This window comes from Pseudarthrobacter sp. NPDC092439, assembly GCF_044754945.1.
Classification (GTDB): Bacteria; Actinomycetota; Actinomycetes; order Actinomycetales; family Micrococcaceae; genus Arthrobacter.
Genome location: NZ_JBIVQB010000006.1, coordinates 179,254 through 204,589, shown reverse-complemented (window position 1 = coordinate 204,589; position 25,336 = coordinate 179,254). Strand labels below are relative to the sequence as shown.

Annotated in this window: 25 protein-coding genes and 1 tRNA gene; 11 read left to right on the top strand and 15 right to left on the bottom strand. The window is 60.4% G+C overall.

From position 1 onward, the window contains the following. Positions 1 to 312 precede the first annotated feature (312 nt). A tRNA-Ser gene (locus tag ACIQCM_RS13725) sits at positions 313 to 402 on the top strand. Positions 403 to 1,205: 803 nt separating this feature from the next. On the opposite strand, the gene ACIQCM_RS13720 is transcribed toward ACIQCM_RS13725, so the two are convergent. Then, the gene (locus ACIQCM_RS13720) at positions 1,206 to 1,490 is read right to left on the bottom strand and encodes a hypothetical protein (RefSeq protein WP_400606857.1); all 285 of its coding nucleotides are present in this window, start codon (positions 1,488 to 1,490) and stop codon (positions 1,206 to 1,208) included. A gap of 195 nt (positions 1,491 to 1,685) precedes the next feature. Here ACIQCM_RS13720 and ACIQCM_RS13715 point away from each other — a divergent pair, with 195 nt between their 5' ends. Then, complete coding sequence (locus tag ACIQCM_RS13715) at positions 1,686 to 1,928, top strand: helix-turn-helix transcriptional regulator (RefSeq protein ID WP_400606854.1); 243 nt, start codon at positions 1,686 to 1,688, stop codon at positions 1,926 to 1,928. A gap of 107 nt (positions 1,929 to 2,035) precedes the next feature. Here ACIQCM_RS13715 and ACIQCM_RS13710 read toward each other — a convergent pair whose 3' ends face one another. The 5 genes from ACIQCM_RS13710 to ACIQCM_RS13690 form a co-directional block, all read right to left on the bottom strand. Further along, the gene (locus ACIQCM_RS13710) at positions 2,036 to 2,812 is read right to left on the bottom strand and encodes a hypothetical protein (protein ID WP_400606851.1); all 777 of its coding nucleotides are present in this window, start codon (positions 2,810 to 2,812) and stop codon (positions 2,036 to 2,038) included. A gap of 35 nt (positions 2,813 to 2,847) precedes the next feature. Beyond that, entirely contained in the window at positions 2,848 to 3,903 is a 1,056-nt protein-coding gene (locus ACIQCM_RS13705; protein WP_400606849.1) for a type IV toxin-antitoxin system AbiEi family antitoxin, read from the bottom strand. Positions 3,904 to 4,042: 139 nt separating this feature from the next. Further along, positions 4,043 to 4,567 carry a Wadjet anti-phage system protein JetD domain-containing protein gene (locus ACIQCM_RS13700; RefSeq protein ID WP_400606846.1) on the bottom strand — a complete coding sequence of 175 codons (525 nt, stop codon included), beginning with the start codon at positions 4,565 to 4,567 and terminating at the stop codon, positions 4,043 to 4,045. A 43-nt stretch (positions 4,568 to 4,610) separates the two neighbouring features. Then, positions 4,611 to 5,156 carry a hypothetical protein gene (locus ACIQCM_RS13695; RefSeq protein WP_400606843.1) on the bottom strand — a complete coding sequence of 182 codons (546 nt, stop codon included), beginning with the start codon at positions 5,154 to 5,156 and terminating at the stop codon, positions 4,611 to 4,613. 860 nt (positions 5,157 to 6,016) lie between these two features. Next, complete coding sequence (locus ACIQCM_RS13690) at positions 6,017 to 6,280, bottom strand: helix-turn-helix domain-containing protein (protein WP_400606841.1); 264 nt, start codon at positions 6,278 to 6,280, stop codon at positions 6,017 to 6,019. 595 nt (positions 6,281 to 6,875) lie between these two features. Here ACIQCM_RS13690 and ACIQCM_RS13685 point away from each other — a divergent pair. The 5 genes from ACIQCM_RS13685 to ACIQCM_RS13665 all read left to right on the top strand — a co-directional run bounded on the left by ACIQCM_RS13685 (position 6,876) and on the right by ACIQCM_RS13665 (position 9,362). Further along, positions 6,876 to 7,115 carry an antitoxin VbhA family protein gene (locus tag ACIQCM_RS13685; protein WP_400606839.1) on the top strand — a complete coding sequence of 80 codons (240 nt, stop codon included), beginning with the start codon at positions 6,876 to 6,878 and terminating at the stop codon, positions 7,113 to 7,115. A 38-nt stretch (positions 7,116 to 7,153) separates the two neighbouring features. Continuing rightward, positions 7,154 to 7,450, top strand: a complete 297-nt coding sequence (locus ACIQCM_RS13680; protein ID WP_400606837.1) for a hypothetical protein — start codon at positions 7,154 to 7,156, stop codon at positions 7,448 to 7,450. Positions 7,451 to 7,472: 22 nt separating this feature from the next. Beyond that, entirely contained in the window at positions 7,473 to 8,132 is a 660-nt protein-coding gene (locus ACIQCM_RS13675; RefSeq protein WP_400633684.1) for a helicase associated domain-containing protein, read from the top strand. A 201-nt stretch (positions 8,133 to 8,333) separates the two neighbouring features. Further along, entirely contained in the window at positions 8,334 to 8,762 is a 429-nt protein-coding gene (locus tag ACIQCM_RS13670; RefSeq protein WP_400606832.1) for a hypothetical protein, read from the top strand. 96 nt (positions 8,763 to 8,858) lie between these two features. Then, positions 8,859 to 9,362 (top strand): hypothetical protein, encoded by a 504-nt coding sequence (locus tag ACIQCM_RS13665; RefSeq protein ID WP_400606829.1) that lies wholly within the window; start codon positions 8,859 to 8,861, stop codon positions 9,360 to 9,362. A gap of 44 nt (positions 9,363 to 9,406) precedes the next feature. Here ACIQCM_RS13665 and ACIQCM_RS13660 read toward each other — a convergent pair whose 3' ends face one another. Next, complete coding sequence (locus ACIQCM_RS13660; RefSeq protein WP_400633683.1) at positions 9,407 to 9,715, bottom strand: hypothetical protein; 309 nt, start codon at positions 9,713 to 9,715, stop codon at positions 9,407 to 9,409. Between the two features lie 466 nt (positions 9,716 to 10,181). Between ACIQCM_RS13660 and ACIQCM_RS13655 the strand changes: the two genes are divergently transcribed. Beyond that, positions 10,182 to 10,421 (top strand): type II toxin-antitoxin system Phd/YefM family antitoxin, encoded by a 240-nt coding sequence (locus ACIQCM_RS13655; protein WP_400606825.1) that lies wholly within the window; start codon positions 10,182 to 10,184, stop codon positions 10,419 to 10,421. Positions 10,422 to 11,538: 1,117 nt separating this feature from the next. Here the strand turns inward: ACIQCM_RS13655 and ACIQCM_RS13650 are convergent. From ACIQCM_RS13650 to ACIQCM_RS13640, 3 genes are all read right to left on the bottom strand, one after another. Beyond that, positions 11,539 to 12,549, bottom strand: a complete 1,011-nt coding sequence (locus ACIQCM_RS13650) for a PASTA domain-containing protein (RefSeq protein WP_400606822.1) — start codon at positions 12,547 to 12,549, stop codon at positions 11,539 to 11,541. A 583-nt stretch (positions 12,550 to 13,132) separates the two neighbouring features. Continuing rightward, a complete protein-coding gene (locus ACIQCM_RS13645) occupies positions 13,133 to 13,615 on the bottom strand; it encodes a hypothetical protein (protein ID WP_400606819.1) in 483 nt (160 codons plus the stop codon). Next, complete coding sequence (locus ACIQCM_RS13640; RefSeq protein ID WP_400606817.1) at positions 13,597 to 15,132, bottom strand: hypothetical protein; 1,536 nt, start codon at positions 15,130 to 15,132, stop codon at positions 13,597 to 13,599. Before ACIQCM_RS13640 ends, ACIQCM_RS13645 begins: the two co-directional genes overlap by 19 nt. 299 nt (positions 15,133 to 15,431) lie before the next feature. Between ACIQCM_RS13640 and ACIQCM_RS13635 the strand changes: the two genes are divergently transcribed. Next, complete coding sequence (locus tag ACIQCM_RS13635; protein WP_400606815.1) at positions 15,432 to 15,587, top strand: hypothetical protein; 156 nt, start codon at positions 15,432 to 15,434, stop codon at positions 15,585 to 15,587. Between the two features lie 281 nt (positions 15,588 to 15,868). Here the strand turns inward: ACIQCM_RS13635 and ACIQCM_RS13630 are convergent, their stop codons facing one another. The 4 genes from ACIQCM_RS13630 to ACIQCM_RS13615 all read right to left on the bottom strand — a co-directional run bounded on the left by ACIQCM_RS13630 (position 15,869) and on the right by ACIQCM_RS13615 (position 21,070). Then, the gene (locus ACIQCM_RS13630) at positions 15,869 to 16,585 is read right to left on the bottom strand and encodes a hypothetical protein (RefSeq protein ID WP_400606813.1); all 717 of its coding nucleotides are present in this window, start codon (positions 16,583 to 16,585) and stop codon (positions 15,869 to 15,871) included. 304 nt (positions 16,586 to 16,889) lie between these two features. Next, the gene (locus tag ACIQCM_RS13625) at positions 16,890 to 18,272 is read right to left on the bottom strand and encodes a plasmid recombination protein (protein ID WP_400606811.1); all 1,383 of its coding nucleotides are present in this window, start codon (positions 18,270 to 18,272) and stop codon (positions 16,890 to 16,892) included. A 307-nt stretch (positions 18,273 to 18,579) separates the two neighbouring features. After that, on the bottom strand, positions 18,580 to 20,838 hold the full coding sequence (locus ACIQCM_RS13620; protein ID WP_400606809.1) for an RNA helicase: 2,259 nt from the start codon (positions 20,836 to 20,838) through the stop codon (positions 18,580 to 18,582). Between the two features lie 4 nt (positions 20,839 to 20,842). Continuing rightward, a complete protein-coding gene (locus ACIQCM_RS13615; RefSeq protein ID WP_400606806.1) occupies positions 20,843 to 21,070 on the bottom strand; it encodes a helix-turn-helix transcriptional regulator in 228 nt (75 codons plus the stop codon). A 280-nt stretch (positions 21,071 to 21,350) separates the two neighbouring features. Here ACIQCM_RS13615 and ACIQCM_RS13610 point away from each other — a divergent pair, with 280 nt between their 5' ends. After that, entirely contained in the window at positions 21,351 to 22,487 is a 1,137-nt protein-coding gene (locus ACIQCM_RS13610; protein ID WP_400606804.1) for a tyrosine-type recombinase/integrase, read from the top strand. A 44-nt stretch (positions 22,488 to 22,531) separates the two neighbouring features. On the opposite strand, the gene ACIQCM_RS13605 is transcribed toward ACIQCM_RS13610, so the two are convergent. Next, positions 22,532 to 23,401 carry a trypsin-like peptidase domain-containing protein gene (locus ACIQCM_RS13605; RefSeq protein WP_400606802.1) on the bottom strand — a complete coding sequence of 290 codons (870 nt, stop codon included), beginning with the start codon at positions 23,399 to 23,401 and terminating at the stop codon, positions 22,532 to 22,534. A 588-nt stretch (positions 23,402 to 23,989) separates the two neighbouring features. On the opposite strand from ACIQCM_RS13605, the gene ACIQCM_RS13600 reads away from it, so the two are divergent. Beyond that, the gene (locus tag ACIQCM_RS13600) at positions 23,990 to 25,279 is read left to right on the top strand and encodes a hypothetical protein (protein WP_400606800.1); all 1,290 of its coding nucleotides are present in this window, start codon (positions 23,990 to 23,992) and stop codon (positions 25,277 to 25,279) included. Positions 25,280 to 25,336: the final 57 nt, after the last annotated feature.

Sequence of the window (25,336 nt, the reverse complement as noted above, 5' to 3'; positions counted from 1 at the left end):
TCCCCGGAACAGCGCCACTGGCAAAACCCGGGCCGGCAGCACTGGCGGAACCCGGGCCGGCAGCAGCCTGCCGCACCAGCGCATCCAACCGCGCGACGGAGCCCCCAACAGCCTCCACCGCCAACCCGATACCCCCACCAAAACCCATACCCACATCATCCAACCCGGGTCCGACAATCTGAGCCGCAGCATCCGCCCCGGCAGCACTGGCATTGTGCGCGGATCGTCCTCAAGCATGGGTCAGCGTCCCGGACCTCTTGAACAAGCCCCGTTTTGGGGATGGGCGCCATGCTCCGGTACCCTATTCAGGTTGGTGACGTGTCCGAGCGGCCGAAGGTGCAACACTCGAAATGTTGTTTGGTGTAAAAGCCAACGTGGGTTCAAATCCCACCGTCACCGCCAAAGAAAACCCCCGGTAAACCGGGGGTTTTCTGCATTCCTAGCACCCTTGTGGTGCATTTTTGGTGCATTTTTCGAGGACTGCCGCCGGAAACGGGATGCCTACTGCACGCGGGTGAGCCTTAGCGCCTGTCCCCGCGGGGGCGCCAAGATCCTTCACCTCAGAGATGGAAGCTCCATCTGGGCCAGCCTCGTCACGGCTTCTGGAGTAACCCTGCCCCGTTCCTTGTCCAAGGCGACCCTCAACTGCGCAGCAAGGATATTGCGGCGTATATGCATAGCCAGAACTCTCCGTGACGCCGAATCGGTCCGAAGCTTGCCGTCGGGCGTTCTCAGCGTGACGAAGGGGGACGGCAACTTCGGAGGCTTTAGCTGCGCAAGTCGTACTACCGCCTCCGGCGTCTGACGCCCCTGGATCTTATCGAGGGTAATCCGAAGCCGGGCCGCCCGGATTCCTCTCCGTATACGCAGAATGGTTTCTTTCCGTGACGCTTGTACTTCCTGATCCGCATCAGACATGGCCAAGCCCCTCCCCGTTGTCTTCATCATCTCCGAGAGAGCCGCTACAGCGAAGGACTCCGTTCATGGGCACCGCCTGGAAGGAAGCCCGCACTGACCGGTAAGGAACCGCGATTTTCAGCACGGGTCTTCGCAGGTCGCAACCGCAGCTATAACTACCCATAGGAAGTCATAGGTGGTTATAGGAAGATTCCTAGAACCCCTATGACTTCCTAGAACTTCTAAGCGGCGGGGCTCAGGGCTCGGCATCCAGGGAATCTACTTCGCAAGGGCGCCTAGGTTAACGGCTAGAGCCCACTGCTGCCCTTCCATTCCTCCGCCGGAACGCGCTTGATGCTTGCCGAATGCGCCCAGCCCAGGTGGTACTTGCCGGACACATCTAACCACTCGATCAGGCCGTAACTGTGGGTCCAAGCCACTGCTTTGCCGTAGATCCTGCCAACCTGCACCAAGGGCCTGCCGTACTTGGGGAAGTCCTGGATCGGCGAGGTGTCATCGATCGGCCGGCACTTGTCGGCATCCAGGCGCGCGACCATCCGTTCCATATCCTCGGAAGAACCAGCCTTGATCACTCATCAATCTTAGAACCGATCCCGGACGCAATCGAATAAATGTTCTCCACAGGCTTCTCCACATGTGTATATGTGTTCTAATCGCCCTGGAGTGAGCAGCCCTCGCCCGGAACAAAGACCACACCGTCCGCTACCGGGCCACACCTGACACCTTGGCTGCGGGGAGCCAATGTCCGAAATATCGAACATCCTGAGGTGACACCGTTCTACCGTGCCGTGGACGCGCGCTCTTTGGGCAGCGCCATCAGCGACGCCCGGAAAGAGGCTGGCCTGACGCAGCAGGACATGGCTGGGCAGTTAAAGGTCACCCGCGGGATCATCGTCCGTCTCGAACGCGGTGACGCGGTGTCCCTGGTCGTCGCCATGCAGGCTATTAGAATTCTGGGCCGTGACGTCGCGCTCGTTCCACGGTTCTCCAAGCTCCAGGTCCGGCCGTGAGCGCCCGGATAGCCCCAGTTGCCGGTATAACCTACGTCAGCGTTTAGCGACAAAGGTTATTTGACAGAGAGCTCCTGCTCGTTTTCAGGCCTGTCGGCGTCCTTTGCTCAGGGTGCGTGTCCGAGCTCTCCCGCATACGAGTGCGCGGCTTCCCGTCTGAATATGCGCCCGGCCCCCGCCGGCAGGACGAAGTCGCGGGCCAGAATGTTCATGTCGAGAGCGGACCAGCGTTCCATCAGGTCAGAGTGGTTCGCGGTCTCCAGCTGCTCAGCGACGTCGACGCCGAGGAGCCTCGCTGCTGCGACAGGCACGTCCCAACCCACGGCGGCAAGGATCTGCAGTCCCGCTTCGGTGCCAAAGAGCCGGTCTTCTACTGCACCAGACTCCTGGTACCAGAAGGTGCAAAGAGCCAAGTCTTTGGCATCTTTGTCCATGTTGCGGTCGATCCACGCGCGCATCTTCAGCGCAGCATATCCGGCCGGCTGCGGGAGGCGCACGACGGCACCGCCCGGAAGTTCCAGGGCCACGGCCCGCTCGAAGACATCCTGGAAGCCGAACACCACGAGGTCTTCTCCGCGCGCTGCTGGGCTGGAGATTCCGTCAGGATCCTCGACCTCCCCGAATGGCATGACATCCACGGGAAGCCCGGCAATGCGGTACCGGATGCCGTTGTCGCCTATGCGTTCGTACTGCTTCTCGATCCGGTCGGAGACCGTCCAGTCCCGCACAGCGATGCCCAGGTCAACGTCGTTGGTCGCCCTGACCTCGAAGGTATGTCCCATAGCTGCGTGCAGGACGTCGCGGCAGGCTGCGCCCACTACCAGGACGCACTGCGGGTCAAGCCCGGTCGCTTCCTGGAGCTCGTCGACCACGGGTGTGATCATGTCCAGCAGCCTCGGCTCCACTAGGGAGAGGTCGATCACTGGCTGGCCCTGAACTGCTGCGCCGCTTCGCGCAGCCTGCCATCGCCGGAGGCCATCAGGTCCGCATAGACCAGCAGCCACGGTGCACGGCGTATCTCGGGCATTCTGCGCCCTGGCGCAGTGGATTCAGACGCGGGCGGGTTCCAGAACTGCTTGCGCAGGAAGATGGTGGGGTTCTCCTCGTCACGGCGCCACCGGCCCCTGCGGATCAATTCCGTGGGGGTCTCAGGGCTGTACAACACCACAGACTGTGCGCCGCGCAGTACTTCAGGCACAGCCGCCTCGCCGGAGATGTAGACCGGCCGGTCGGCGGCTTCAAGGTCTGTGAAGTCACCCGAGAACCGTTTAGCCGACGAGAGTGCGCCAAGGCTCAGTGGGTACGTTGCCGTCCACTGGTCAATAAGGCTGTCACGCTCGTGAGGGTTCGCCCATCGGCGTCCATGAAGAAAGCCTGTCTGTTCCAGGAGCTTCAGGGTGGTCTGGGCCTGGCCAACGGATACCCCGGCAGCATCGGCGATGTCCCGGACTGTGCCGCTGAGTAACTCCTCCCAGGACAGCAGCGCGAAGATGACCTGCGCACGCTTGGCGGTGAACAGGCTCGCGATTGCCTTGGGCCCGCTCAGGACAGCGCCCAGGCCGGTGTCAGCCGCGTTCAATGCAGGATCAGCGCGCCGTCCCCTCACGTCGATGCGCACGCCGTCGAAGACGATGAACGCGTTCCCGGCGGCATCGAGGTAGTTGACTCCGGTGGCCCGGAAGCGCTCGGCACTGCGTTCGGTGACCCGCGGTCCCACGAGCAATACCTGGGGCCAATCAGGGCTGTAGCGCTCAAGTCCTGACGACATGAGCGCCGCCTCAGTAGGCGCCGGCGCGTACACAACCGTGAATTCTGCCTCTGCTCGTTCCTTGGCGCTGACAAGGAGGGTCTTCACCGCATCCCACGCCGAGAGTTCCCCAAGGTCCACCTGCCCCGCGAAGCCGAGACCGTACTCCTTCAGGCGCTGAGACAGATCCCGCGCCACCATCTTCTTCAAGAGGCAGCCTCCGTTCATTCGTTGGGCTTGTTCATTCTAAATGAAAAGCAGCAAAGACTGAACACGTTCGCTGGAACGCCGGATTGGAAGCGTGATGTTGAATTCCAGGCCGTTCTTCTTCATCTCTCCTCCAGTGACTTTGCGAACAGCACCCAACTTACGCCAAGGCTCCGGCGACTTCGCGCCGGTCAAACCTCCGGCGGACCAGCTCGACTTCTTCCAGTGCCCGGGCGAGCGGGATTCGTTCCTGCTCGACGCGGCGGTGGCCGGTGTGCTGCGGATCGAGGAGACGCAGGTAAACGACCCTCTCTTCCGCTGTGAGCCTTTCCACCGGCCTCCGGTTGCCTGCCCGAAGCGCCCGGCCTGTCTGGTCCAGTTCGGTGCCGAAGGGTTCGTACGCCTCGTAAGCTTCCGGGCCCATGAGGATCGAGTCGATGTCGCGGCCGAAGTCGGCCCAGCAGCCGTCCACGACGGTTGTGCACCCACCCGCCCGCAGGTCATCCAGCAGGGCGTCGATCCGGGTGTGGAACTGTTCCACCTGCACCGGCTGGGAATCATCAGGGAAGACAGCCGACAGCAGCGGCATGGCAATGACAGCGGATTTACGGTCAAGCAGCTTCAGGGTCGGCGTATTGAGGGCAGCTTCAATGCGCGCGACGCCGCCTTCGATGTCAGTCGCCATGCCGCACTCCTATCGTCGATGAAGCCTTGGGTCAGCTCCGCCGTCAGTCGCCGGCCGGCGGGCTGGCGGATTCTATTTGCTTCAACAGCCGGTCGCGCTCGGTAGTCACTGCGTCCAGGGCGCCTTCGGCACGGTCTGCGCGGGATCGTTCGGCGGACAACTCAGCAGCATGGGCGGCCGCCGTTGCAGCCGCCGCCTGCTCGGCGTCGGCTTTGACCTGCTTCAGTTCGGCTTCGAGTTCCGCGACCCGAGCGTCCGAGGCTGTGAGGTCCGCTGTGAGGGAACCGATCTCCTCCTCGGCGGCCCGGAGACGGTCGCGCTCAGCGGCGAAAACTTCATGCGCGGCTGAGTATGCTTCGCGCCAGATACCCCCGAAGCGGAGGGTGACGGACTCCGGTGCATCAGGAATGTGCGTCCGGGCGGCCTCGCGTTCATTCCACGTTGCTGCTGCCTCGGCGGCGACGGCCATGGAGACGCCTGCCCGTGCCCGCACGGCGCGGCTGGTGACGGGCAGCCCTTCGGCAGCCAGGGCCTCGGCGGCCTCGGCGGCACGGCGCTCCGGGAGGGCAGTAGATTCTCGTGTGCTCATACGTTAAATAGTAACATTAGTAACGAGTAACGGCAATACTAGTTACTAAGGCTACTAAACATCTCGGCGGCTGTACCACGCTCAGGCCGTGCGAGGCGCCGGCTGCCAACTTCGGTGCGGACCTGGTCTGTGGCAACGAATGAGCTGACGGGTGGCTGGTGCACGCGCTTCATGGCGTCAGGATGCCAAGCACCACTGACAATGGCGGACGGGAGCACTGCACGTGGCCGGGTTAACCCGCTCCACGTTCTTCTACCACCAGACCAAACTCAATGGCCCCGATCAACCAGGCTCAAGGGTCTGAGCCCGGTACAGTACCGTGCTCAGATGCTCGCGGGGTAGGTCGCTCTTAGCCAACCTTCAGGGGCAGACATTACTCGGCTCCGCCGATATGGTGACTGCATGGATGAAACGCCGAGATTCCGTTCACCGCGATGGTGGCCTTGGGCCGGCGCGATCCTCCTCTTGATCACCGTGAACATAACGCTTCTGGCGTATAAAGGGGGCGAGTGCGTTGACTCAATCAAGTCTGGCGCTACGAGCATGTGCACTAGCGGCCCCGCGCTCAGCATGGATGGCACGTGGATTCTGACAGTAGTGAGCGTCGTCGCCATCATCTACTTCGCGAGCCGCCTCGCGCATGTTGCTCGAGCCAGAAGGGGCTAACCCGCCGACGGCGCACAGCCAATCACAAAACCAAACTTGTTCGGACGTTTTCAGATGCACGACCAAGACCGCTACACCCGGTCAGGCCTATCTCCAGTCGGAATTCATTCTGCGCTGCCCATGGAAACCGGTGCCAAGCCGACAGCTTGGAGAAGATGTCCGAGGTTCAATGCACCGGAGGCGTCTGCGTTCATCTATTCGGCTCCTCCCCCGTCGGTTGGCTCTTCATCTTTCAGTTCCCCGGCGGCGATCCGCTCCGCGGTGCGGCGGTAGGCCTCAGCAATGTAGTCCTCGACGTCGGCGGCCCCGATGCGCCAGACGCCTCTTCCCCCGACCTGTATTGCGCGAAGCTCCCCGGTCCTGAGGAGCGCCCTGATCTGGTTCGGGTTCACGTTCAGCTCATCGGCCGCCTGCTCAATGGTCAGGAATCGGCGGGGCAGGGCAGGCTCTTCTGTCACCGGTTCATCCTATATTCCAGGTCCTGCCCCATACGGGTAGGCCAGCACGAGGCCGCGGCGGGCGCCTACTCGATGCTCGCATCCAAGTTGGCACATATCGTCCGCGCCTGAAGCGCGACGACCGATGGGGCGATCCTCGGCAGACTCCTCAGGTGCCGGAAGTTTTGTCTGGGCCAGTCGCTTCTCCGGATCCCTTCGGAGCCTTCCGTCCGGCATTCGCAAAGTGTCGAAAGGAGAAGGCAGTTTCGGCGGCGTCAGCGCTGCCAGCCGCGCCGCCGCCTCCCGTCTGGCGCTCCTGTAGCTCGTCCAATTTGAACCGGAGATCGGCCATCCGGATTCCACGCCGCATCCGCAGAATCGTTTCGTCCCTGGATGCTAAGGGTTTCCCATTAGCATCAGGCATCTGGTCCGCCCTCTGCACCCCGCTTTCATGGTCTCAGAGTGGGGACGACCGGCCAAGGAACAGCGCAGGGTATCAGTTCTCGGATGCTTGCCAGATTTAGGCGCCTCAGGACACTTCCCTTCACATCAGAACAGCCCACCGGCCCCGCACCATCGATAAAATCGAATGACTAGCCGACACCCGGAGGCCTCCATGAATGAACCCTGCAAGCGCAGCATGCCGTCATCTACCTCCACTGGGCAACCTGACCACGTCCTGACCCCTGAGCAGAAACGGGAGCTGACAATCGACACAATGGCCAGCTGGGCCCTTTCAGGCTTGGAACCGAATCGCGAGATCGTCGAAAACATCAATGCATTCGTGAACGGCGACATGACTGCGGGCGAATACTTACAGAAGATAAGGGAGCGCCACCCGAAGGCTGGCGAATAGTTCGGCTACTTTCGGGCAGTCAGGGTAGTCTGCCGGCCATGATCACTTTCGAACAGGCCCGGCAGATCGCCCTTGACCGGATAGGCCCGACCTGGGCCCCCGACGATTGCGGGGAGTACACGGTCGCCGAGTACGGCTATGAAGACGACGTTGCCTGGATGCTGATCGATGGCGGTCGCCGGTACATCGTCGACGGCGACCCCGACTGTGTACTTGTCGGCAAGCCGTGCACGATCGTGGACAAGCGGACCGGGGAGCTTTCTTTTCCGGCGTACCTGGATGACATGGAACGGTTCGACGCCATGACACCTGTCGGCGAACACCCTCCACGCTAGGACCCTGTCCGTGGCTGACACCATGACCAAGCATAGAACCGCCCCTCACCCGGAATGGGTGCTCATGTACCGGAAGGGCCTGCCTTCAGCGAAGATCGCAGCACTGTGCGGCGTTCCATCCAGCACCGTCAGGTTCCACCTGCAGAAAGCCGCCGGCCAGGAGCCTGGCCTCCGGGAGGAGCATCGCCGTGCCCTGGCCGCGGCGAAACCCGGGCCCAGTCGTGCTGCGATGAGGAACCTGGCCGACGTAATCGCCTTGCACCAGGCTGAAGGGCGACTGCCTGCCCCCAGTGGGGCGACGGCGCGGGAACGAACCTTGAGCGTGTGGCTGGCCAGGTGCCGGCGCGAGGCGGCCGCCGGCACCCTCTCCGCCGAACTTCGTGAGGGCCTCTCGGTCGTTCCCGGGTGGTACGGGCCGTCCGCCCGGGCGATCCGGGACGAAGCCCGCTGGCGGCAGCGTTTCGAAGAGCTCATCCAGCTCCGTGCAGGCGGCGGCGACTGGCCCCGGCATCAGAAAACCCTTGACGAGCAGGAGCGGGCCCTCGGTCTATGGCTGCATAGCCAGCGGATCAGTGCCCGGCACGGCGTGATGGGCCCGGCGAAGGTAAAGCTCCTGGACAGCGCGCTTCCCGGGTGGCGGGAAGGACGCGGCCGCCGCGGCGGCCGGCGACCGAAGCAGTGACATCTGATTGTGTCAAGCCGTCTTAGCCCCGGCCGGACGGCTAGAAGTGGCCCCGGCTGATGACCATCGAACGTAGCCAAGCCGTCAACGCCTTATGGTTATGACCCCGCTGCAGGATCCTCAAGCGTGTCATTCGGTGGCAGCTGTCTGATTCTCCTGGTGGAGCGTGTCGCTATGGCATCGGTCTGCGAAACTGTCACCGTGACTATCGATATGAGAGCCATGCTCAGACGCGTCGTCCCGGAAGTCTTCGATGAGCATCTTGTGACGGCCGATGTGAATGCCGATCACAAAGACTGGCCCTACGGCTCACTCGTCATTAGCCGCACGAGCGAGGGGCGCTCAGTCATCATCGGAGCTGACGGCGGTTCATTCATGATCGCCCACGTTCCCGAGCTGAACGTGCAGGCCATGGTCTTCGATGAAGAAGATAATGAGGAGGACGCCGAGGAATACCGGGAGGAAGCATTGCGAAAGCTCTGTCTTGCAATGCTGGTATACCTCGAGGGAGGAGGCCGAATCAGTGAGCGGCGCAGCCTGTTGGGCCGCGGCGTTGTTCGCAAACTGATCATCGAGGCAAATGGAACGAGATGGCGCCTCGGTCGAAACTCTTGGGGTAGAAGACAGTAATAGCGGTTGGGTCCCCGTTAGCAGTGCCAGTAGCTAGCGAGCTTTCCCGGAGGTCCTAGACGTGCGAAGGAGACAAGTGAAGGTATCGGTACCGGTATGAATCAGTTTGGTCTTTGCCCTGACGCGAGCGGTGGTTTTGACTTTCTCGTGGATGGTCGGTTCCTTCGGGAACTGGTGTTCGAGACGGATGACTTGGAGCAGTACGAGATCACTCTGTTACGACGACGCAAATTGCCCTTCGGCGCCGCCCAAGATCAGATTCGTCGACTGAAGGGGGAGCTTTCAGGCGAGTTCTTTCCACACCGTGTCTGGCTCTACTTCTGCGGTGAATGCTTTGACGAGGGCTGCGGTGGGATCAGCGTAAGCGTCCAAGTTGAAACCGATCGAGTGGTTTGGAGCGACTTCTGTCATGACGGTCCGCCCAGTACTGAGAACGAGCCGGAGGAGTCTCAGGAGGAAGACAGGATCACTCATGTTGGGCCGCTCGTATTCGATCGCGGCGACTATGAGGCAGCCCTCAACGATGTGGGTGACCAACTGGGACGAAGCTACCTGCGGCACCGGCTTAGCACGGCGCCTTTGACCTGTACTCCAACCTGATCTATCCGCCCGAAGAGCGATCGGCTTTCGAACATTCCGGGACGTTAGGCCGAGTCAGCGATCGAGTTGAGGTTGACGCAGAAGCGATCAGCCTTCACAGCACCGATGACTTCGCTTAGAGGTTCCTGAAACCACTCCCGCCAAATCACGTCCACCTGACTCCTACTGACTGACCCGCTCTTGAACAGCAAGCTAGCTATGGAGTGCGCCTCGTTCTCGTACTCGTCGTGCGGCGCACCGGCTGGCGTGCCAGGTTCAAAGTTGTACGGATCCAGATCATTAAGCAGCCCCAGGACCGCCGCGGCCGTACTTTTCCACTTGCGACTGCTTGGATGCATATCAACAGAATGCACTAGAGATGTTCCCCTGAGGGGATCCCCCAGCGGGATGCCGCGCACTACGGCACTCGTTTGCCGTCAAAGCCATGGATTAAGCCGAGGCGAGCGAGCGAGACATAGAGCGGGTACCAGTCAATGGACTGCTCAGATAGCCAATCGATGATTCCAACGGTGGGGTGGGGCCACTTCAAACCGTCACAAGAAGCCCCGCGAGCCGCCAGGTGGGTCCGGTTCAAACCGTCACAGTGGGGCCACTTCAACCTGTCATAGTCAGACATCTTCTCAGCCACCTTACTTCTTGGGGTTTATTGGAACTTATAGGCGGTTATTGGCTTTTTCCTATAAGGGGCAATAAATTCCAACAAATGTGTGTGTGACTGCCACCGTCACAGACCCCACTGTGTCGCAGCCGGATCCATGTCCGTTGGGTGTCCTTTTCAGGGGCCCGGTACTAGCGTGTAGCCAGAACGAGGAGGCACTCATGGCCGTCACCACCAGCGAAGCCCGCCGCGAGCTGGCCCGCCTTATAGACCAGGTCAATATCGACCACGTCGCCATCGAGATCACTTCCAATCGGGGTTCGGCCGTGCTCATGTCCAAGGATGAGTACGACGCGCTAATGGAGAGCAGTTACCTGCTGAGCTCTCCAGCCAACGCGCGCCGCCTTATGAACGCCCTCAGGTCCGTTCAGGAGAAGGGAACGCTCGAGCACGAACGGTGAATGGACGGGCTGGTGGCGAGCCGGTCGTCCACCGCGCCACCGTTGAGTTCAACGCCGACAACATAACTGTCATTATGTTGCTGATTTAGAGAGCTCTATTAATGGTGGGGTACCAGTGGATTTTAGAATTTAGCCGACTGAATTAAGGCAAACCGAAGCCGTCAGAACCGCGCTTCCCAAACCCGGCATCTCAGGAGACTGCGGGTCCCATCGGATCAGGATCAAGACGTTCGATCAACAGGGTCACTGAGGCGGCCTTACGCGGGATCTTTCTGGCTACCGGCTCGATTTTTTCCGGCCGTCGACATCCCACTCAACCATCACTTGGAATGCTGCCTCCGCGAGACCTTAAATTCCGTAAGATCCCAGGACGCGCTGTGCCGGTCTTTATAGCTCTGCAGCCACGTCCAGAACTCGAGAAAGACGTGCCCAGTATTGTGCAGGAGTACGTACGAGTTCCGCGAGAACTTCGGATAGATAGACATGTAGCTACTATGCTGTTCCTCTACGCCTGCCCCTAAGAGGTGGAAGTGGTCAGGCACAGAGGAGTGTGCGACTTCTGAGAAGGAACCATACGTTTCCTTCACTTTCGAACTTAGTACAGCCAGCTTGGGGGTTTTCTTCAGGAGCTTTTGGAGCAAACCGCCTGCGTTATCGATTTCATTCAGGCGGGCCACGACCTCCAGCTGCTTTCGTAACAGCGTCGTTCCCTCGATCAGATTCGATTCTTCCGCACATCTGACCACCATGAAGTGGGTGCGAATGAATGACACGGCCAAGCCAGCGGAATATCCACCCTCTGTCGTTTGACATGGCCAAGGCCTTCCTGACGTTTGCGTACTGAAATCGGCTAACGCTTCTAGAATGAAAGTCGTCAGCAGATGGGCCTCAGGGTCAGTTTCATAGAATGTTCTCCGCGACCGCTCAGCCCAGACGCTGCGCTGAAAGAGGTGGTTGTCGAGGACATCATTCGGCTCGGAGTTCACCTTAGGAACATGTCGTTTCGCTCGAAGGGCACTGCCAAGCCTGCACGAACCGTCGGTAGATGCCGACCCGGTTCTCCCGCTCGCAGCTCCAGCCAGCGACAGATGCAACGGCGAGCGAAACTATGCGGCGCTTAGCCAATCTTTGTCCAGACCGGACAGTTGTTTGATTCGAAGCCTTCGCCGGGGAATACAGTAACGGTAACGCCGTCCGGCGCGAATCCAACGAAGTTGTTATCGATAATGTTGCCGCCGCCGTCGGTCCGGGACCAATAACAGTCCTTGGCGCCGGGTCGGGTCTGATAAGTGCCCGGTGGCATGTCCTTGCCGACCGTCCTCGTCCCATCGCCAACTTTGATGGTCGTTGCCACCTGTCGGAGAAGTGCGGCATGGGGTGCTTTCGGACAAAGCGCCAGGGCACCGTAGGCGTCAGCCTGCAGTGCTCCTGGCACGCCGCTTACCTGATCGGCCAAGTCAGATGCGGGTTTGGCACACATCTCCATGGCCGTGCCGAAGTCCCCCGCGGGACTCCCGTAGCTTCCCCCGCCGTGAGACGCAATGACCTTGGCGATGGCAGCCTCCTTCGGCAGGAGATTCTCCACTTCGTAGGCGGATAGCCCGTCGATTTCGAGTCGGCAGGGGCCAGAATTCTTGTCCTTGTACGCGGGGCTGGCCCAAACCTCCTTGAGCGACTTGTATTCAACCGAGTCACCGGAGATGAAGTCGTCGGTGCAGATAAACGTGTACCGCGCGGCGAGTGCCGCCGCTTCGGCAGCGGCAGCTGCGCGTGCAGTGTTTTCGGTTTCAGTGCTGTCCACATTTACCCGAATCTCTTTATTGGTGGTTGCGCTTCCCCCCGCCGGAACCGTAGAAACCACCTTGACAGAGTTGTCCGGGACAGAACTTACCCATTCCTTGCCATCCGTGCCGAAAATGTTTGCCGACAATCCGGCATTATTGAGCAAAGAGCGAGCGTTGGACACGGACTTGCCCTTAAGATCTGGGACTGTCCGCGACGTCTGCGAAGGCGAAGGTGTTGCCACTTCGGCGGTCTTAGGGTCGTGCGAGTTGGCCGACGGCGAGCCGCAGGCGCTTATGCCCAGGATGAATAGGACTGCCAGAATGGCAGCGGAATAGCTCTTCATTTCCCCAAGTCTCGGTTTTACGTGATGTACAGCTGAGGCGAATAAAATTTAGGCCATCGGCATCCAACGTCAATCGTAGCCGTGGTTTTGTAATGGAGCCACTAGCTTCGACATCAGTGTGCACTATCACAACGGTGTTCAAGGGAGGCACAGCCCCCTCCATCTTCCCCGGTCTATCCCGCTGCCCAATATTTCCCATGGCGGCAGGCTGCTGCGGGATCATCGGTCATCGTGCGCGCTACCATCCATGTTGTGTCCGGCAACCACAAGATGCGTAAATAGCCACCATGAGACAGTGAAAAAACGACCGCGATCTTTCATTGACTAAAGGATTGCACGCTTCCAGGTCTGGACGACGTCCTCCGGCGAGGCCGCACACTGCTTCCAAAGCTGAGTGCTGCCGCTCAGGACTTAATTTGTGTCTTTCATGACACCATCGATCCGGCATACAGCTCGATCTTCGCAAGCGTTGATCAGGGGTCCACCATAGGTGTAGTGCCAGATGGCGCCCGCCTCATGTCCCGGAATTTCTGGGGCTATTCTCCCGGCAACGGTGTCGGACGACCACGCTTCGCCGGGGCTATCACCCAGCGCGGGACAGCGGATAAAGGTCGGAGTCCAGCTCAGCACTGGACTGGGCCCGTAACATCTGAAAGAAGGTATCTGCCTGCGGTGCAGTCAGGTACTGGAAGCTCTGCGGGGCACGGAGCGAGACGCCGAGTTCAGTCAGGGGGACGGGCTCAGCGAACCGGGCTGCCCTGTCGACGAGGATCCCTGTTCCGTGCTCCCTCTGGTCAAAGTACTCGAAGAACCCGCTCCTCGAGATTCCACCGACCGTACGGAACGCGGACCAGAGCGCTTGGGGGGACATGGTTTTCTGACCTCGGATGGCAAACCATCCAAGAAGTGAGCCAATCGGCATCGTGGCATAAATCAGAACATGGGTGACATCATCGGCGACGGGCCGCTTGCGGAACTCAACGACCTTCTCCCCGGAAAGAATCGCGTCGGCAAATTCCGGTCGGATGGACATCAGGGCTACCCGCCCTAGAGAGTTCTTGCCCACTGAAGTCCTTCTTCTGTTCTGATCTGTGAGATAGATTGCGGGGACTCTTCCATAACCCCCAGCATTTTTAAATTTTCTCGGGAAACCGGTGTCTCCAGCACTTGGTCAAGCCGGAATTTAACGGCCAGCACTTGCTTCGCGCACATCCTCTGCAGTTCCTCGTAACGGTACACAGTGCGTGCTCCTGCGAAACTCAGCACTTCCGCCAGAACGCTGGTACGACGTGTTTCCTCCACAACGCCGACAGCGTGCACAGCCCGCCTTTCGTGCGTCCGGAGGAAGAACAGGGTGTCTCCCGGCTCTAACGCTTTGATACCCGAGTGGCAGATGTATACCTTACGGATCGCGTTTCCATAGGTCGAATCAAAGAGCGACTGCTGTGGTTCGGACGCTGGGAAGAGCATGCTGTGGAAGGCCGGAATGATGGGCACGAGGAAAGCCCTGTTCACACGCCGCTTTCCGGGGCCATAGCGCCGGTTGTACTCAAGCGGGTGCTCAGGCGGTTTCTGGTCGACGCGAGGCTCCAGGATCTTGCCAAGTACAATCTGGCCCGGCGCCCCCGGTTTGGGCCCCAAATCGAAAAAGCCGAACTCCCGCAACATCGCGAGCAAGGACTCTTTGTCCAACGAAGCCTCGATAAAACAGGTGTCACCACGCATTAATCGAATGCGGGCTATGACCGCTTCAAGCAGTGCCTCTCCCAATTTCCTGCCCTGGCTGGCTTCGGCAATCTTGAATGTACAGATCTTCACGCTGTTCCCGGACAACCCGGGCACTTCCGGCTCCTGACGGTCCAAGACCGCCAGGCCGCGGATATCACTGCCGGCCCCCATGAGCATAGTGATTCGTCTTTCAGCAACGACCTTGTCCCACCACTTGGAGAAGTCTCCATAGTCAGATCTAAGCGAATCAAAGAACGGCTGTACCGGGTCTATGGTGTGAGGCTGGACGTCATCGACGGAATAGTGAACTGGCAACTGCCCCGATAGTGCTGTTAGCACACCCAGGGCATCGTCGAGTATCATCACGCGCTCTTGAAGTCCGGCATGACGAGCATGCGAGTGGAGCTTTCGGTCTTCGGTTATCAACCAGGTGGCGGCATTACGTTGTAGTGCAAGAAGCAGCGCGGCGTCCACGCCGTCATTGCTCTGGGCCCTCAGATCACGTGCGTAGCGTGCTTCATTCAGGAACCGTGTAGTGAGTTCAACACGTCCCAACCGCGGATACTTCTCCAGTTGACGGCGCCGCCGGTCCCGTAACGGACGATCTTTAATCCTCGAGATGTCATCAAATTGATTTTCCACGATGGAGACCTGACCGCCGGAATCCAGAACAAGGCGGTAAACGGTCGACGCCGACTTGTGGTTAGCGTGGTCTGCACCTTCGTCGCCCTCAATGGCGAGAACAACGTTTGTGTCCATCAGGACTCGGAGGTCCTCCATTTGCCCTGTTTGGCTTTCCATTTTCTCCCCCAGCGCGAAAGCGGCAGGCGGGCCGCTTTTGTTCCTGCCGCCCACGCTACGGTCTCGATCTCACGCTCGCTCGTCGCCACGGCGGCAGTCGGGAAATGACACGTCACCGCCAGCCGATTTGGCGGCGCTGGCGCCGAGAGCAAGATCTTTGAACTGGCGCAGCGCCCTCGGCCACGATGAGCGGGGCCACAGACAGCCACGACTTGGACCGTCTAAGCGCCCGGTTAGGTGTTCGGAAATTCCGCTGCTCGGATGCCGGTCAGCCTCACACGGCAAGGAGTCTTTACTCCACGATCTCCAGCGCCGGCAGCCGGGCCACAATCTTGTTTGTCTCTAGTGACAACGTGACGATCGGGACTGCCCCATCCGTTGTCTTCATGTCGAAGGACGAACTCGACGCGCTGGTGGAGACGAGCTACCTGATGAGCTCCCCTATGAACGCTTACCGGCTCTTGACCGCTCTGAAATCTGCCGCTGACGAGGGAGCCTTCAATTCCTGATCAAGCCGCGTGGGCAGGCCGCTGTCGCGGTCGATCAGAGCGGCCAGGTAGTCGCTCAAAGAGAGTCCGTATCTTGCTGCCTGTAACGTGGCGCGGGCGTGCTGTTCGGGAAGGACACGACCACGCAAAGCGACGCGGTGGCCGTCTAGTTTAGGAGCTGTGTACGTCCGGCTCGTGGAATCACCCATGGCGATGAATCGTCTCGATGTCGGTACGGAGACGGCTCGGAGCGTCAGCAGGAGTTTGGCCGTACCCAATGAAAATGCCTGCGCCCGGACGCGTCACGTGGTCACCTCACCCGAGAATTCAGCCCCGCCTGCCTTCCTCTCGACAGCCTGGTCGAGGACCCTTGTGATCGCGCTGAGCCCTTCAGGGTCAAGCCTACCTAAGGCTTTGGTGGCGAAATTGCGAACCTCGTAGAGTCTCTTGATCCTCACTCGTGGAAGCATGGCTTCCACTTGCGCCGGAAGCTTTGCGTCCTCACGCAGCAGGTACTCCGGGGCCACGTCGAACACAGTGGCGATGGCATGGAGGCACTCGTGGGGGACTACCTGAAACTGGCCGTTCTTCAGCCTCGACCAGCGGGTGCGTGACAGCTTGTAGCCGATCTTTTCCGCGGCTTGGTAAATCTCTGGAAAATTCAATGGATGACCCGTTTCGACCGTTCGCGCATCCAGAAGCAGGTTGATTTTCTTGGCCAGTATTTCGGCTCGCCGTAAAGCCGCAACATAAGGCCAGCCATGGTCAAAATCTGCGGGATCGTCCTGAGGCATTTCCATGGCCCGCGCGGCCGCCTCCGCGGGGTCGGCCAATGTCTGTACGTCCGCATTGTCGATGTGAGCCTCGATGATGGGGGTGAGGTATTGAATACCGCTGATCCGCCGGCTAGCCAGTATGCCCTTCAGCTTTGCGGCCCGCTCCAAATCGAGTTTTACGACAAAGGAATGCCGGGGACCTTTGGAGGGCCGGCCTCTAGGTTTTCCTGTAGCTCTAGTCATGAGTACATGATGCAGGCTCCACGGGGACGAAAGTTGCAGACTTAGCGTCCGCCGAATAGCCACCGAGTAGAATCTTCTCGTTTATGAGCAAACTACAACTCTGGTCTCATAAAAAGATTCTTTGGCAAATGGATTCATATTAGGAAACGATTAGATCCGCACGGGCAGTTCATCTACCATTCGCCCTCGCTAACGAAGATCGCGGTCATAGGCGTAGGGTTGCCCGCCATTATGAAGCCGACCGACCCCGAGTGTCCGGTCCACAGTGCTGAGTGTGGACCGGACGCCATGCTGACACAGCGGACTACCGCGCTCGTAATTCCTTGACCTCATCCGGGCGCTTCAGGTCAGCAACCTGCGTGGAAAACGTCGCGGCGTCGATCTTCCTCTGCATCTGCAGACTGCGTTCCTTCCACTGCTCATAGCCGGGACCGCTGTAGCGACCGAAAGCGTCACTTTCGCGACGCTGGTGGGCGGCAAACGATCGACGCTGGAAGTCCTCAAACTTGTCTTCCAATGTCGACCCATCCTTGAACTTGATGCTCTTGAGGAACGCTCTGAGCAAGTGCGGCTGGGCTTCAACGATGTCCCGGCGCATGTCGTCGTAGCTGGGCACCTCCGGCGGGCTGGGGTTATCGTCGAGCTGTTGCTGAATTTGCTCCCGCAGCGCCAGCAGATCGCGCCCAGCTGCCATGTGAACCCGTTCCGCGGCCTGCGCCCGTCGTTCCCGCTCCTGGGCCGCCTGGTGCTCATCGGCGACCTCCCGACGGGCATCTGCCCGCGCCTCGACCACTGCTTCCTCTCTTGCCCTACGCCTCAGCCGGGGCAGCTCTTCCAGTTGCGCATCCACTTCCTCCCTGTCGGACTGGATGGATTTGGCAGCCTCCTCCTGGCGGGCTTTCTCGGCCCGCACCTGCTGGCGCTCCTTCCAGAGCTTCTCAGTGTCGCGCTTGGCGACAGCCAAGGTGGCCCGCGCCATGTCCGCCGTGCGGGCATAGACCTCACTGGAGGTCCGCTCGGTCGACCTCTCCGTGACGGTTCGCTGTGGGTCATACCCAGCTCTTTCGAGTGCGTCGCACAATTCCTTGCGTTGCTTCCTGAAATGCCCCGGTCCTCTGAAGAAGTCCTTCTGCGACAGCCGGCCGTCGTCGGTGACCGGCACAACGGATAACTGCAGGTGAGGTGACGTTTCGTCCAAGTCGATGGACCCGCAGACGATGTTCTGCTGGCCGAATTCCCCACAAGCCCACTTGAGTTGGGCGTAGATGAATTGCTGCGCCTCATCAGTGAGTCCTTCGGTGCGCCAATCAGGACAATGTGCGTCGAACCAGCGTGGGTCGAGCTGCAGCATGACGCCGCGCAGGATGACGGCATCTTTACGCAGCGGCTTCTTTACCTGGGCCAGCAGGCTGTCCCGATAGTCGGCGAACTCGGCGCTGGGTGGCCGGTCCCGGCCCATCGGGTCCTTCGTAACTACCGGCGCCCGGAAGCCGCCCTCGCCGTCGTTGACGAACGTGATATTCATCTTCGACCGGGCCAAGTCGATGTTCGGGTTCCGGTGCCCGAAGGTGAAGCCAGCCGCAAGATCCGGGCCCCTGCCGAGGTGGCGGTCACGGGCCACCGCATGGGAGCCGGCGGCCTTGACCTTGGCCTCCGGAGAGGCGTCGTAAGTGACAGTCCAACTCACAGAGACCACCTCCGCATAGCTCCGGTGAAGCCTCCGGCGGCGCTCCCGCGGGGATGCCGTTTCTGACGTGCGCTGCCCCTCCGTTCATGGGCCCCTGCACCCATGAACGGAGCCTCTGCACCGCACGTCAGAAACGGAAGAACCGGAAGTGTAGCCCCATACACCTTTACACTTCGCTCCAAGGTTCCCGGGGCCCTCCGGGGGCCGCTGCGCGGAGCATCCACGGCGCTGCGCGCCTCGACCCACCGATCCGTCAGCACTCCACTGGAGCCCTCCCAGGTCGTCAGGTACTGGCCGTCGATGGCGCTCACGCTGCACCTCCTACGGAGAGCAAGCCGCCGTTCGCGCGAAGCCTGGCGACTTTCGCGTCAAGCTCCGCCTGCCGCTTCGCGGCCCGCTTCTGGCGCTCCTCGTCAGGCAGCACCGGGCATTCGTCGCCGTGCTGCCAGGCGTAGTGCTGATAGCTCTCGCATGTGCACATCTCGCGGAGGCGTTGGTGCTCGATGAGCTGCTGCTGCTGCTCGGCACGCAGCCGCTCGATCTCCTTTTCCTGCTGTTCGGTTACGGCCTCGGCGTCACGCTGCGCCGCGTCCTCGGCGTCCGCGATGTCTTCGGCGCTCTGCCGGATCGGCTGGCCGACGCCGGCGAACTCCGCGAACAGATCGTCGCCCTCGATAGCGTCCAGCTCGGGGCGGGCGATCCGGTCGTGTTGCTCCACGATCGGTGCGACGGTGCGGGCCTCGATCTCGCCGCGCACGCGTTCCCGCTCCGCTGTATCCTTGATCGCCTTGGACCGGCGCGCCAGAAGTTCCAGATCCTGGCGCATGTGCTCATACCGTTCGTAGCTCTGGTATTCGCGGGTGCCGTTGAGCACACCGGAATTCACAAAGATCGAGAATTCGCGCTCCGCAACCGGGATGATGACCGGGAAGCGGCGGAATCCCTGTCCCAGGTTCTCTGCCTGGTGCTTAATGCGCACGCCACCCTGCATCGACTCGTACTCCCCAGCCAGACCGCGGAGGAACTCCTCGTAGCCCTCAGGGCCCGTCACGATGTTCACCCGGTTGAGGAGCTGCGTCTTCGAACCCTTGATGTTCACGATCGGCTTCTCGTCAGCCTCGCGCCATGGGCCGAGGATCCGGAAGAGCATGCCCCGGCTCTTCGCGGTGCGGATCATGTCCCCGACGCGCATGTCCTCCCAGATCACGACCGGCTCGCCGTCGTAGCCCTCCCACGAGACGTTCTCGCCGCCCACCTTGAAGTACGGCTTTTCCGACCCGCGAACCAGAGCACGCGCAAGTGCCTTCGCAAGCAGATCCTTGCCGGTGCCGCCCTCCCCGAAAACATAGAAGTTCATCACCGATTCCGGCGCGTCCTGATATGAGAGGAAGTCTCCACGCAACTTCTGGAAATGAGCCAGGTTGCCCTTCGCGAAGTAGATGGCAGGTTCCTGATCGCGGACCTGTTTCAGCGTCAGCGAGCCCTGACCCACGGCCTGGAAGAGCCTGCTCAGTTTCGCTCCTCCGCCGCCCTCCGCGGCGTTGTGGCGCGTAGCCATGTGCGCGTCCAGCTCCCGGCCGAAATCAAAGTTCGCGACTATCCGCCCGCGTCCGTACTGGTACTTACCGGGCATCCCCTCCTGCTTCTTGTCCACGAGGTAGTGCCGATCCGGTTGATTGATGCCCCGGATAGCGTTCTTCCCCCGGGACTCATGCGGCAGGTACTCGCTGAGATCGAAAAAGGCCTTCTCCGCCGCGCCACGTCCGTTGTGCTCCTCGGCCCCCTCCTCCTTCACGATCTCTTTCGGCGGCTTCACTCTGGCCGAGGGGATCGAAAGGGCATCAGAAACGGTGCGTATCGTGGGGCGCGTAATCGTGTCGTCGAACCACAGCACCATATGCACGTGCGGGCCCTTTAGGCCGCAGCACACCGCCTCTCCGGTGCCCTCGTCGACTTCCACCAGGCGGTCATAGGGGTGCCACACATAGGCCCAGCGGTAGAGGCGCTTCTGCAGCGCTGCGAGGCCTTCGTCGATCTGCTCCTGCGTGAGCATTATTTCGCCGGTCTCCGGATGCGCCCTGTACTGCATCACCGAAAACACACGCGACTGCGTGCGGGCTCGCTTCACCTGATCAGGGCTCTCCGAAGTCTTCGCATTGGCGAAGAACGCCTTAGCTTCCGCGATCTGGTCAGGGGCAGATTCGACGACGAACGGCTCGACGTCATCACTGACATCGGCTCCCGGCACGTCCAGCTCGGCGAAGTTCAGAGGACCCGAAGTTGAACCATCCGAAGGAGAAGACTGTGCAGCCGTTTCCGAAACGGATGCGCGCGAACCCAAGGAGTCGCGCACGTTAGATCCCTGCGGTACCGGGGTAGCTGAAGGTTCAGCGGCGGTGGTTGCATCCGTTTGTGCATCTGGCTCAACTTCGTCAACGGCTTGGGACATCTGGAGCTCGGACACTGCGGTATCGGGCAGCTCCCCGCCGGCGAGTGCGAGCTCACACCCTTCGGTCTGAATGGGGTCGGGCGGAGAGGGTTCATGCTCACGGAATTGGGCACTCATCGGATCAACGTTCTTCCGAGGTGCTGGTGCGCTGCTGGCTCAGAAGCCAGGCGTCAACGGCTTCCGGCGCGTAGCGAACACTGCGGCCGATGCGGATGAAGGCGGGGCCCTTGCCGGTAATGCGCCATTCATCCACGGTGCGGCGTTTGGTGCCCAAGCACTCGGCCAGGGTGTCTGGATGGATAAGGGATTCGAGCAGGGGCGTAGTGATATCGATTGACGGAGACGACATTAGAGAAGTCCTTAAGGAAGGAGCGGCCGCTCTACTCCCGTTCGCGAGGGCGGTGGTTCCTCACGACATGGACATCTCTCAACACCAAGCGGTAGTGCGCCTAATGCTGTGGCCAGATCAGTCACCACTCCGGCCGCCTTGATCGAGGAGGAAACCGGGTGGTGAATCCGGCTGACGCCAACCTCTTGCGTTGCTTGAGACGAGAATAACACGGTAGCCTCACAACTGCTCACAGAATGTGATACCCACCAGATCGATCCTTACGAGGGGAAACGAGCACATGGGCACCGTCAAGGCGTACAGCACCAAAACAAAAGGCAGGCTGTACGAGGTTTGGTACACAAAACCGGACGGCACCCGTGGGCACGACCGTGGCTTCAAGCTGAAACGCGACGCCGAGGCCCACCTCGCAACTGTCGAGGTCTCGAAACTCAAAGGCGCCTATGTCAACCGCTCCGACGCGAAAGCCACCGTCTCGGAGCTCGGCATCCAGTGGCTCGAACAGCACAAGCCGAAAATCACGCCGGCGAGCTACCACTCAGTCGAAAGCGCGTGGCGCATTCACGTCAAGCCAAAGTGGGGCAGCTATGCGGTGGGAGCAGTCACCAAGCGCGACGTACAGGCGTGGCTGAATGAACTGGGCGAGAAGCGCTCTCACACGACCGTTGCCCGTGTCCGGGACCTCTTGGCCGGCATCCTCGACCACGCGGTTGAAGACAACAGGATCACGAAGAACCCGGCGCGAGATCTCACTATCAAAAAGAAGCCACTTCCTGACGAGGTGTTTCTGACGCACGCACAGGTCCAGGCGCTGGCACTCACATCGCGGCACCCAAACCTTGTGCTTTTCCTTGCCTACACAGGCCTGCGCTGGGGGGAGGCCACCGCCCTTCGGGTGCGAAACGTGGACTCCACAACACGCCGGGTCAATGTCCGTGAAGCCGTCGCCGAGGTCAACGGCAAGGCCGTTTTGGGGAGCGTGAAAAGCCACGAGAAACGCACGGTGGCATACCCGGACTTCCTGGACGCCGCGGTCAAGGCTGCATGCCAGGGTAAAGGCCAGGAAGACCGTCTGTGGAACTCGGATGAGGGCGGCTACCTTCGACCCGGCAATGCCGCCTCAGGCTGGTTCGCCGGGGCTGTCAAGCGCGCCCAGGAAGCCGACGAAACCTTCCGGCGAGTGACGCCCCACGACCTGCGGCACACCGCTGCATCACTCGCTATCAGCGCCGGGGCCAACGTCAAGGTCATCCAGAGAATGCTGGGCCACAAGTCGGCCAAGGTCACGTTGGACACCTACGCGGCCCTGTTCCCCGATGATCTCGACAATGTCGTTGGCGCCCTCAGCCGGCAGCGGGTTGAGCACTTGCGAGAGAAGCAGATCCTTGACTCTATCGAGTCTCAATCCGGTCTCTAGACGACTTTCGGCCGCCATTATTCCGTGCTGGTCCAGGTGACCTGCTAGGCGAGTTCCCCGGGGGCAACCGTCGCGACAGGCAGAGGAAGCCCATTCGCCTCGTACAGCGAAAAAACCGTTTCTTGGATGGCGCTTGCTTTGAAGACAATGCCTAAGTCGATCATGTCGTCGAAGGTGGCGATGCCGCTACTCACCATCTGCACCACTCCGTTGACTCTACGGGTGTGAACCGCAGCAACAACGCCAAGAAGTGCCATTCGGGAGCCCAAGTGGGTCGACCCATCGCGAGTCGTGTACGACCCACGGTCGTAAAGCACAACCGGGCTACCGCTAGATCCCGGAAATACCGATGCATCAATTAGAAAGGCTGGCAGATTGTTGTAATCGTTGAAGACCGGGGTTGCCGTCTGACCACGTCGTGCGATCGGCAGCATGGAGGATTGGTCGAAGAGGCCGTTTGGGTATCCAATCATCGTCACTTGCTCGATTGCATCGAGCGAGTTTGCGGTGCCTTGGGTAACAAGGTGTTCGGGGCTAAACCCCCGGTAGAACGGAGCAGCACCGTTGGCTTCCATCGCGTTCAGAACTACGGCAAAGAACATGGCTCCGATGTCGACGCCTGAATCTGGATGCCCAACCCAGTTTTGGGCATCGAAGTCAGTGATCAGCATGCGTGTACCGCGGTTGGCGGGCCTATCGGTTTCCTCGGCGGCGGGCAAGGTGAAGGCAACTTGCCCGGCCCCGGCGAACACATGCTTGTTTGTGATGAGAACGGGCATTACCTGACCATTCTCGGCTGGATAGTTGATGATAAATCCCGTCCCTGTGGACCTACCCGTAGCCGTGAAAGCTTCGATGAAGACTGTCGTGAAGAAGAGCTGGTCAGCGATTGTCTCAACTGGGGGGCGCACCATGGGCACAGCCTATCCCGCCAACTCATACCCGCCGCATTACGGACGCTCGCGGCTTCCCTTCGGGTTCCCTTCGGGTACCCTGTCCCCCGGGCACGGCTGCCGCCTCGAGTCATTCGGCTGGGGCGACCTCCGCGCCGGGGGTCCAAGCTTACTCAAATCGTCTAGCCCCCCATGGGATTAGTCTGATCGAATGTCGTACACGCTCTTCAGTACTCGGCGTCCTGTCTCGCATGCCGAACTGGTCATTAGCTGCGGCTGATTAGGCGGCGACGGCCCCCGGTGCCCATCCAGGCCCGCGACGGTGAAAGGCACCACCCCTGACCGGTTCAACCGCGACAAGGAACCGGTAGCGCTGGCCCTTGTCGAACCTGTGATAGTGGAAGTCTCCTCCGGCGCAGCCTGGTCCGGCAGGTGCTTCCGCCGCCCGCTCCGCGTCGTCCGAGTGCATCCCGAGTTGCATCTGGACGCGATTTCGTCGCCCTTTGATCGCCGGTTAGAGGCAGCCATTTCGCACGGCCTCTGAAGAGCGTAGGAGCGTCGTCAGGACGGGCCATATGCTCAGAGGCGAAGCGTCCCTGCCTAGGTGACATGTCGCGGGACGAAGGAGTGCTGGTGTCGGGCCAAGCAGTTCAAAGCGAAGATGAGTCCATATTCGGCAACACGGACAGGTTGGGCTCGCCGCTACCGGCGGGTGTTTCTTTGATCTTTGTCGAAATTGATTGGCAAACCGGTGTATGTCGGTTTGTCCGATCGGATGGCAAGGAAGCCTTCATCCCCGATGCGGCCTTATCAGGGGCTCGGAACGACGTAATCGTGAAGAGCACGTACTTCATGCTGGCGAACCGGATCGTGCTGGAAACCGACCGAGGTGATGTCATTGGCGCTGAGCTGCCGACGCTTCAAAGCCGCTCCCCGATAAATGGCCGGCAGGTGATTTACCTGGATCAGAAGGACTGGAGCACTCTAGCCAACGCAATCCATAACCCCGGCCGCATCGCTTCCGTGGGTGAACGCGAGGCGGCGGAGACGTTGATCGAGCTCGTCCTCGCTAAGAAAGTCATACTCCCGCTGTCGTCTGCTCACATGGCTGAAACATGCAAGTGGTCGGACAATGAGCGCAGGTATCGTTTGGCTCTTACCATTGCCCAGCTCAGTGGCGGGTGGCAACTGCAGGATCCGCTCACGGTGAGGAGAAGCGAACTGCAGCGGAGTCTCGAGAATAGATATAGCGACAAAATCCGTGCGGTTGAGCCAGAAGTCTTCACCTTGGCGCCCAACGCAATTCATTCGTCCCGTACGGGGCCCAAAGACTGGGGCGATGATCCCCTACCTCGGGACATGCAGCTGGCGGCGGATGCTATGACCTCAATATCGAGTCATTTGTCAGTGATGCTGGGCCGCGAGCCTGTTCAGCAAGGCGAGACCCCGCAATGGGTTGAGAAGTTTCAATTCATCACTGATTGGTTGGCGGGCCAAGAGCGCGGTAGCCACCGTAAGCGCCTGAGCACGGATGTCTACTTTCTTGACGATGTCCGCAAGGAGGTCGCGGTAGCCGCGCAAGCAGCAGGGCTCGACGTAGACCAGCTACATCTGTGGATCCATGGCGGCTGGCGGGACGACTTGGTCCAAATGCCGTGCCTTGGCCTTTACCGAGAGGTTTTGCACGAGAAACAGGTTAATGGGGGGACTGCATGGAAAGGCAATGACCTCACCGACCTCATCTACCTAACCTGTGCTGCAGGATATGCAGATCACATCGTCGGTGAACGCTCAGCAATCTCGCAGATGAGACAGTCCAATAGACGGCTAGGGCGGCCCGACAACCTCTACCGAAATCTGCATGAGCTCATTTCAAGCGGCGCGCTGAACGGAGCTTAGAAGGGCGTGGCTTCACATCCGACATGTTGCAGCCGTGAAGCATCCATAGCAGTGGCT

Coding starts and splice junctions, on each gene's coding strand:
- ACIQCM_RS13655 (WP_400606825.1), top strand. CDS start 10,182: ATGGCCGTCACCACCAGCGAAGCCCGCCGCGAGCTGGCCCGCCTTATA.
- ACIQCM_RS13700 (WP_400606846.1), bottom strand. CDS start 4,567: ATGGCGACTGACATCGAAGGCGGCGTCGCGCGCATTGAAGCTGCCCTC.
- ACIQCM_RS13605 (WP_400606802.1), bottom strand. CDS start 23,401: ATGGTGCGCCCCCCAGTTGAGACAATCGCTGACCAGCTCTTCTTCACG.
- ACIQCM_RS13710 (WP_400606851.1), bottom strand. CDS start 2,812: ATGATCACACCCGTGGTCGACGAGCTCCAGGAAGCGACCGGGCTTGAC.
- ACIQCM_RS13620 (WP_400606809.1), bottom strand. CDS start 20,838: ATGAGTGCCCAATTCCGTGAGCATGAACCCTCTCCGCCCGACCCCATT.
- ACIQCM_RS13665 (WP_400606829.1), top strand. CDS start 8,859: ATGAATCAGTTTGGTCTTTGCCCTGACGCGAGCGGTGGTTTTGACTTT.
- ACIQCM_RS13695 (WP_400606843.1), bottom strand. CDS start 5,156: ATGAGCACACGAGAATCTACTGCCCTCCCGGAGCGCCGTGCCGCCGAG.
- ACIQCM_RS13630 (WP_400606813.1), bottom strand. CDS start 16,585: ATGACTAGAGCTACAGGAAAACCTAGAGGCCGGCCCTCCAAAGGTCCC.
- ACIQCM_RS13600 (WP_400606800.1), top strand. CDS start 23,990: ATGTCGCGGGACGAAGGAGTGCTGGTGTCGGGCCAAGCAGTTCAAAGC.
- ACIQCM_RS13705 (WP_400606849.1), bottom strand. CDS start 3,903: ATGAACGGAGGCTGCCTCTTGAAGAAGATGGTGGCGCGGGATCTGTCT.
- ACIQCM_RS13685 (WP_400606839.1), top strand. CDS start 6,876: ATGAATGAACCCTGCAAGCGCAGCATGCCGTCATCTACCTCCACTGGG.
- ACIQCM_RS13615 (WP_400606806.1), bottom strand. CDS start 21,070: ATGTCGTCTCCGTCAATCGATATCACTACGCCCCTGCTCGAATCCCTT.
- ACIQCM_RS13675 (WP_400633684.1), top strand. CDS start 7,473: ATGACCAAGCATAGAACCGCCCCTCACCCGGAATGGGTGCTCATGTAC.
- ACIQCM_RS13610 (WP_400606804.1), top strand. CDS start 21,351: ATGGGCACCGTCAAGGCGTACAGCACCAAAACAAAAGGCAGGCTGTAC.
- ACIQCM_RS13650 (WP_400606822.1), bottom strand. CDS start 12,549: ATGAAGAGCTATTCCGCTGCCATTCTGGCAGTCCTATTCATCCTGGGC.
- ACIQCM_RS13680 (WP_400606837.1), top strand. CDS start 7,154: ATGATCACTTTCGAACAGGCCCGGCAGATCGCCCTTGACCGGATAGGC.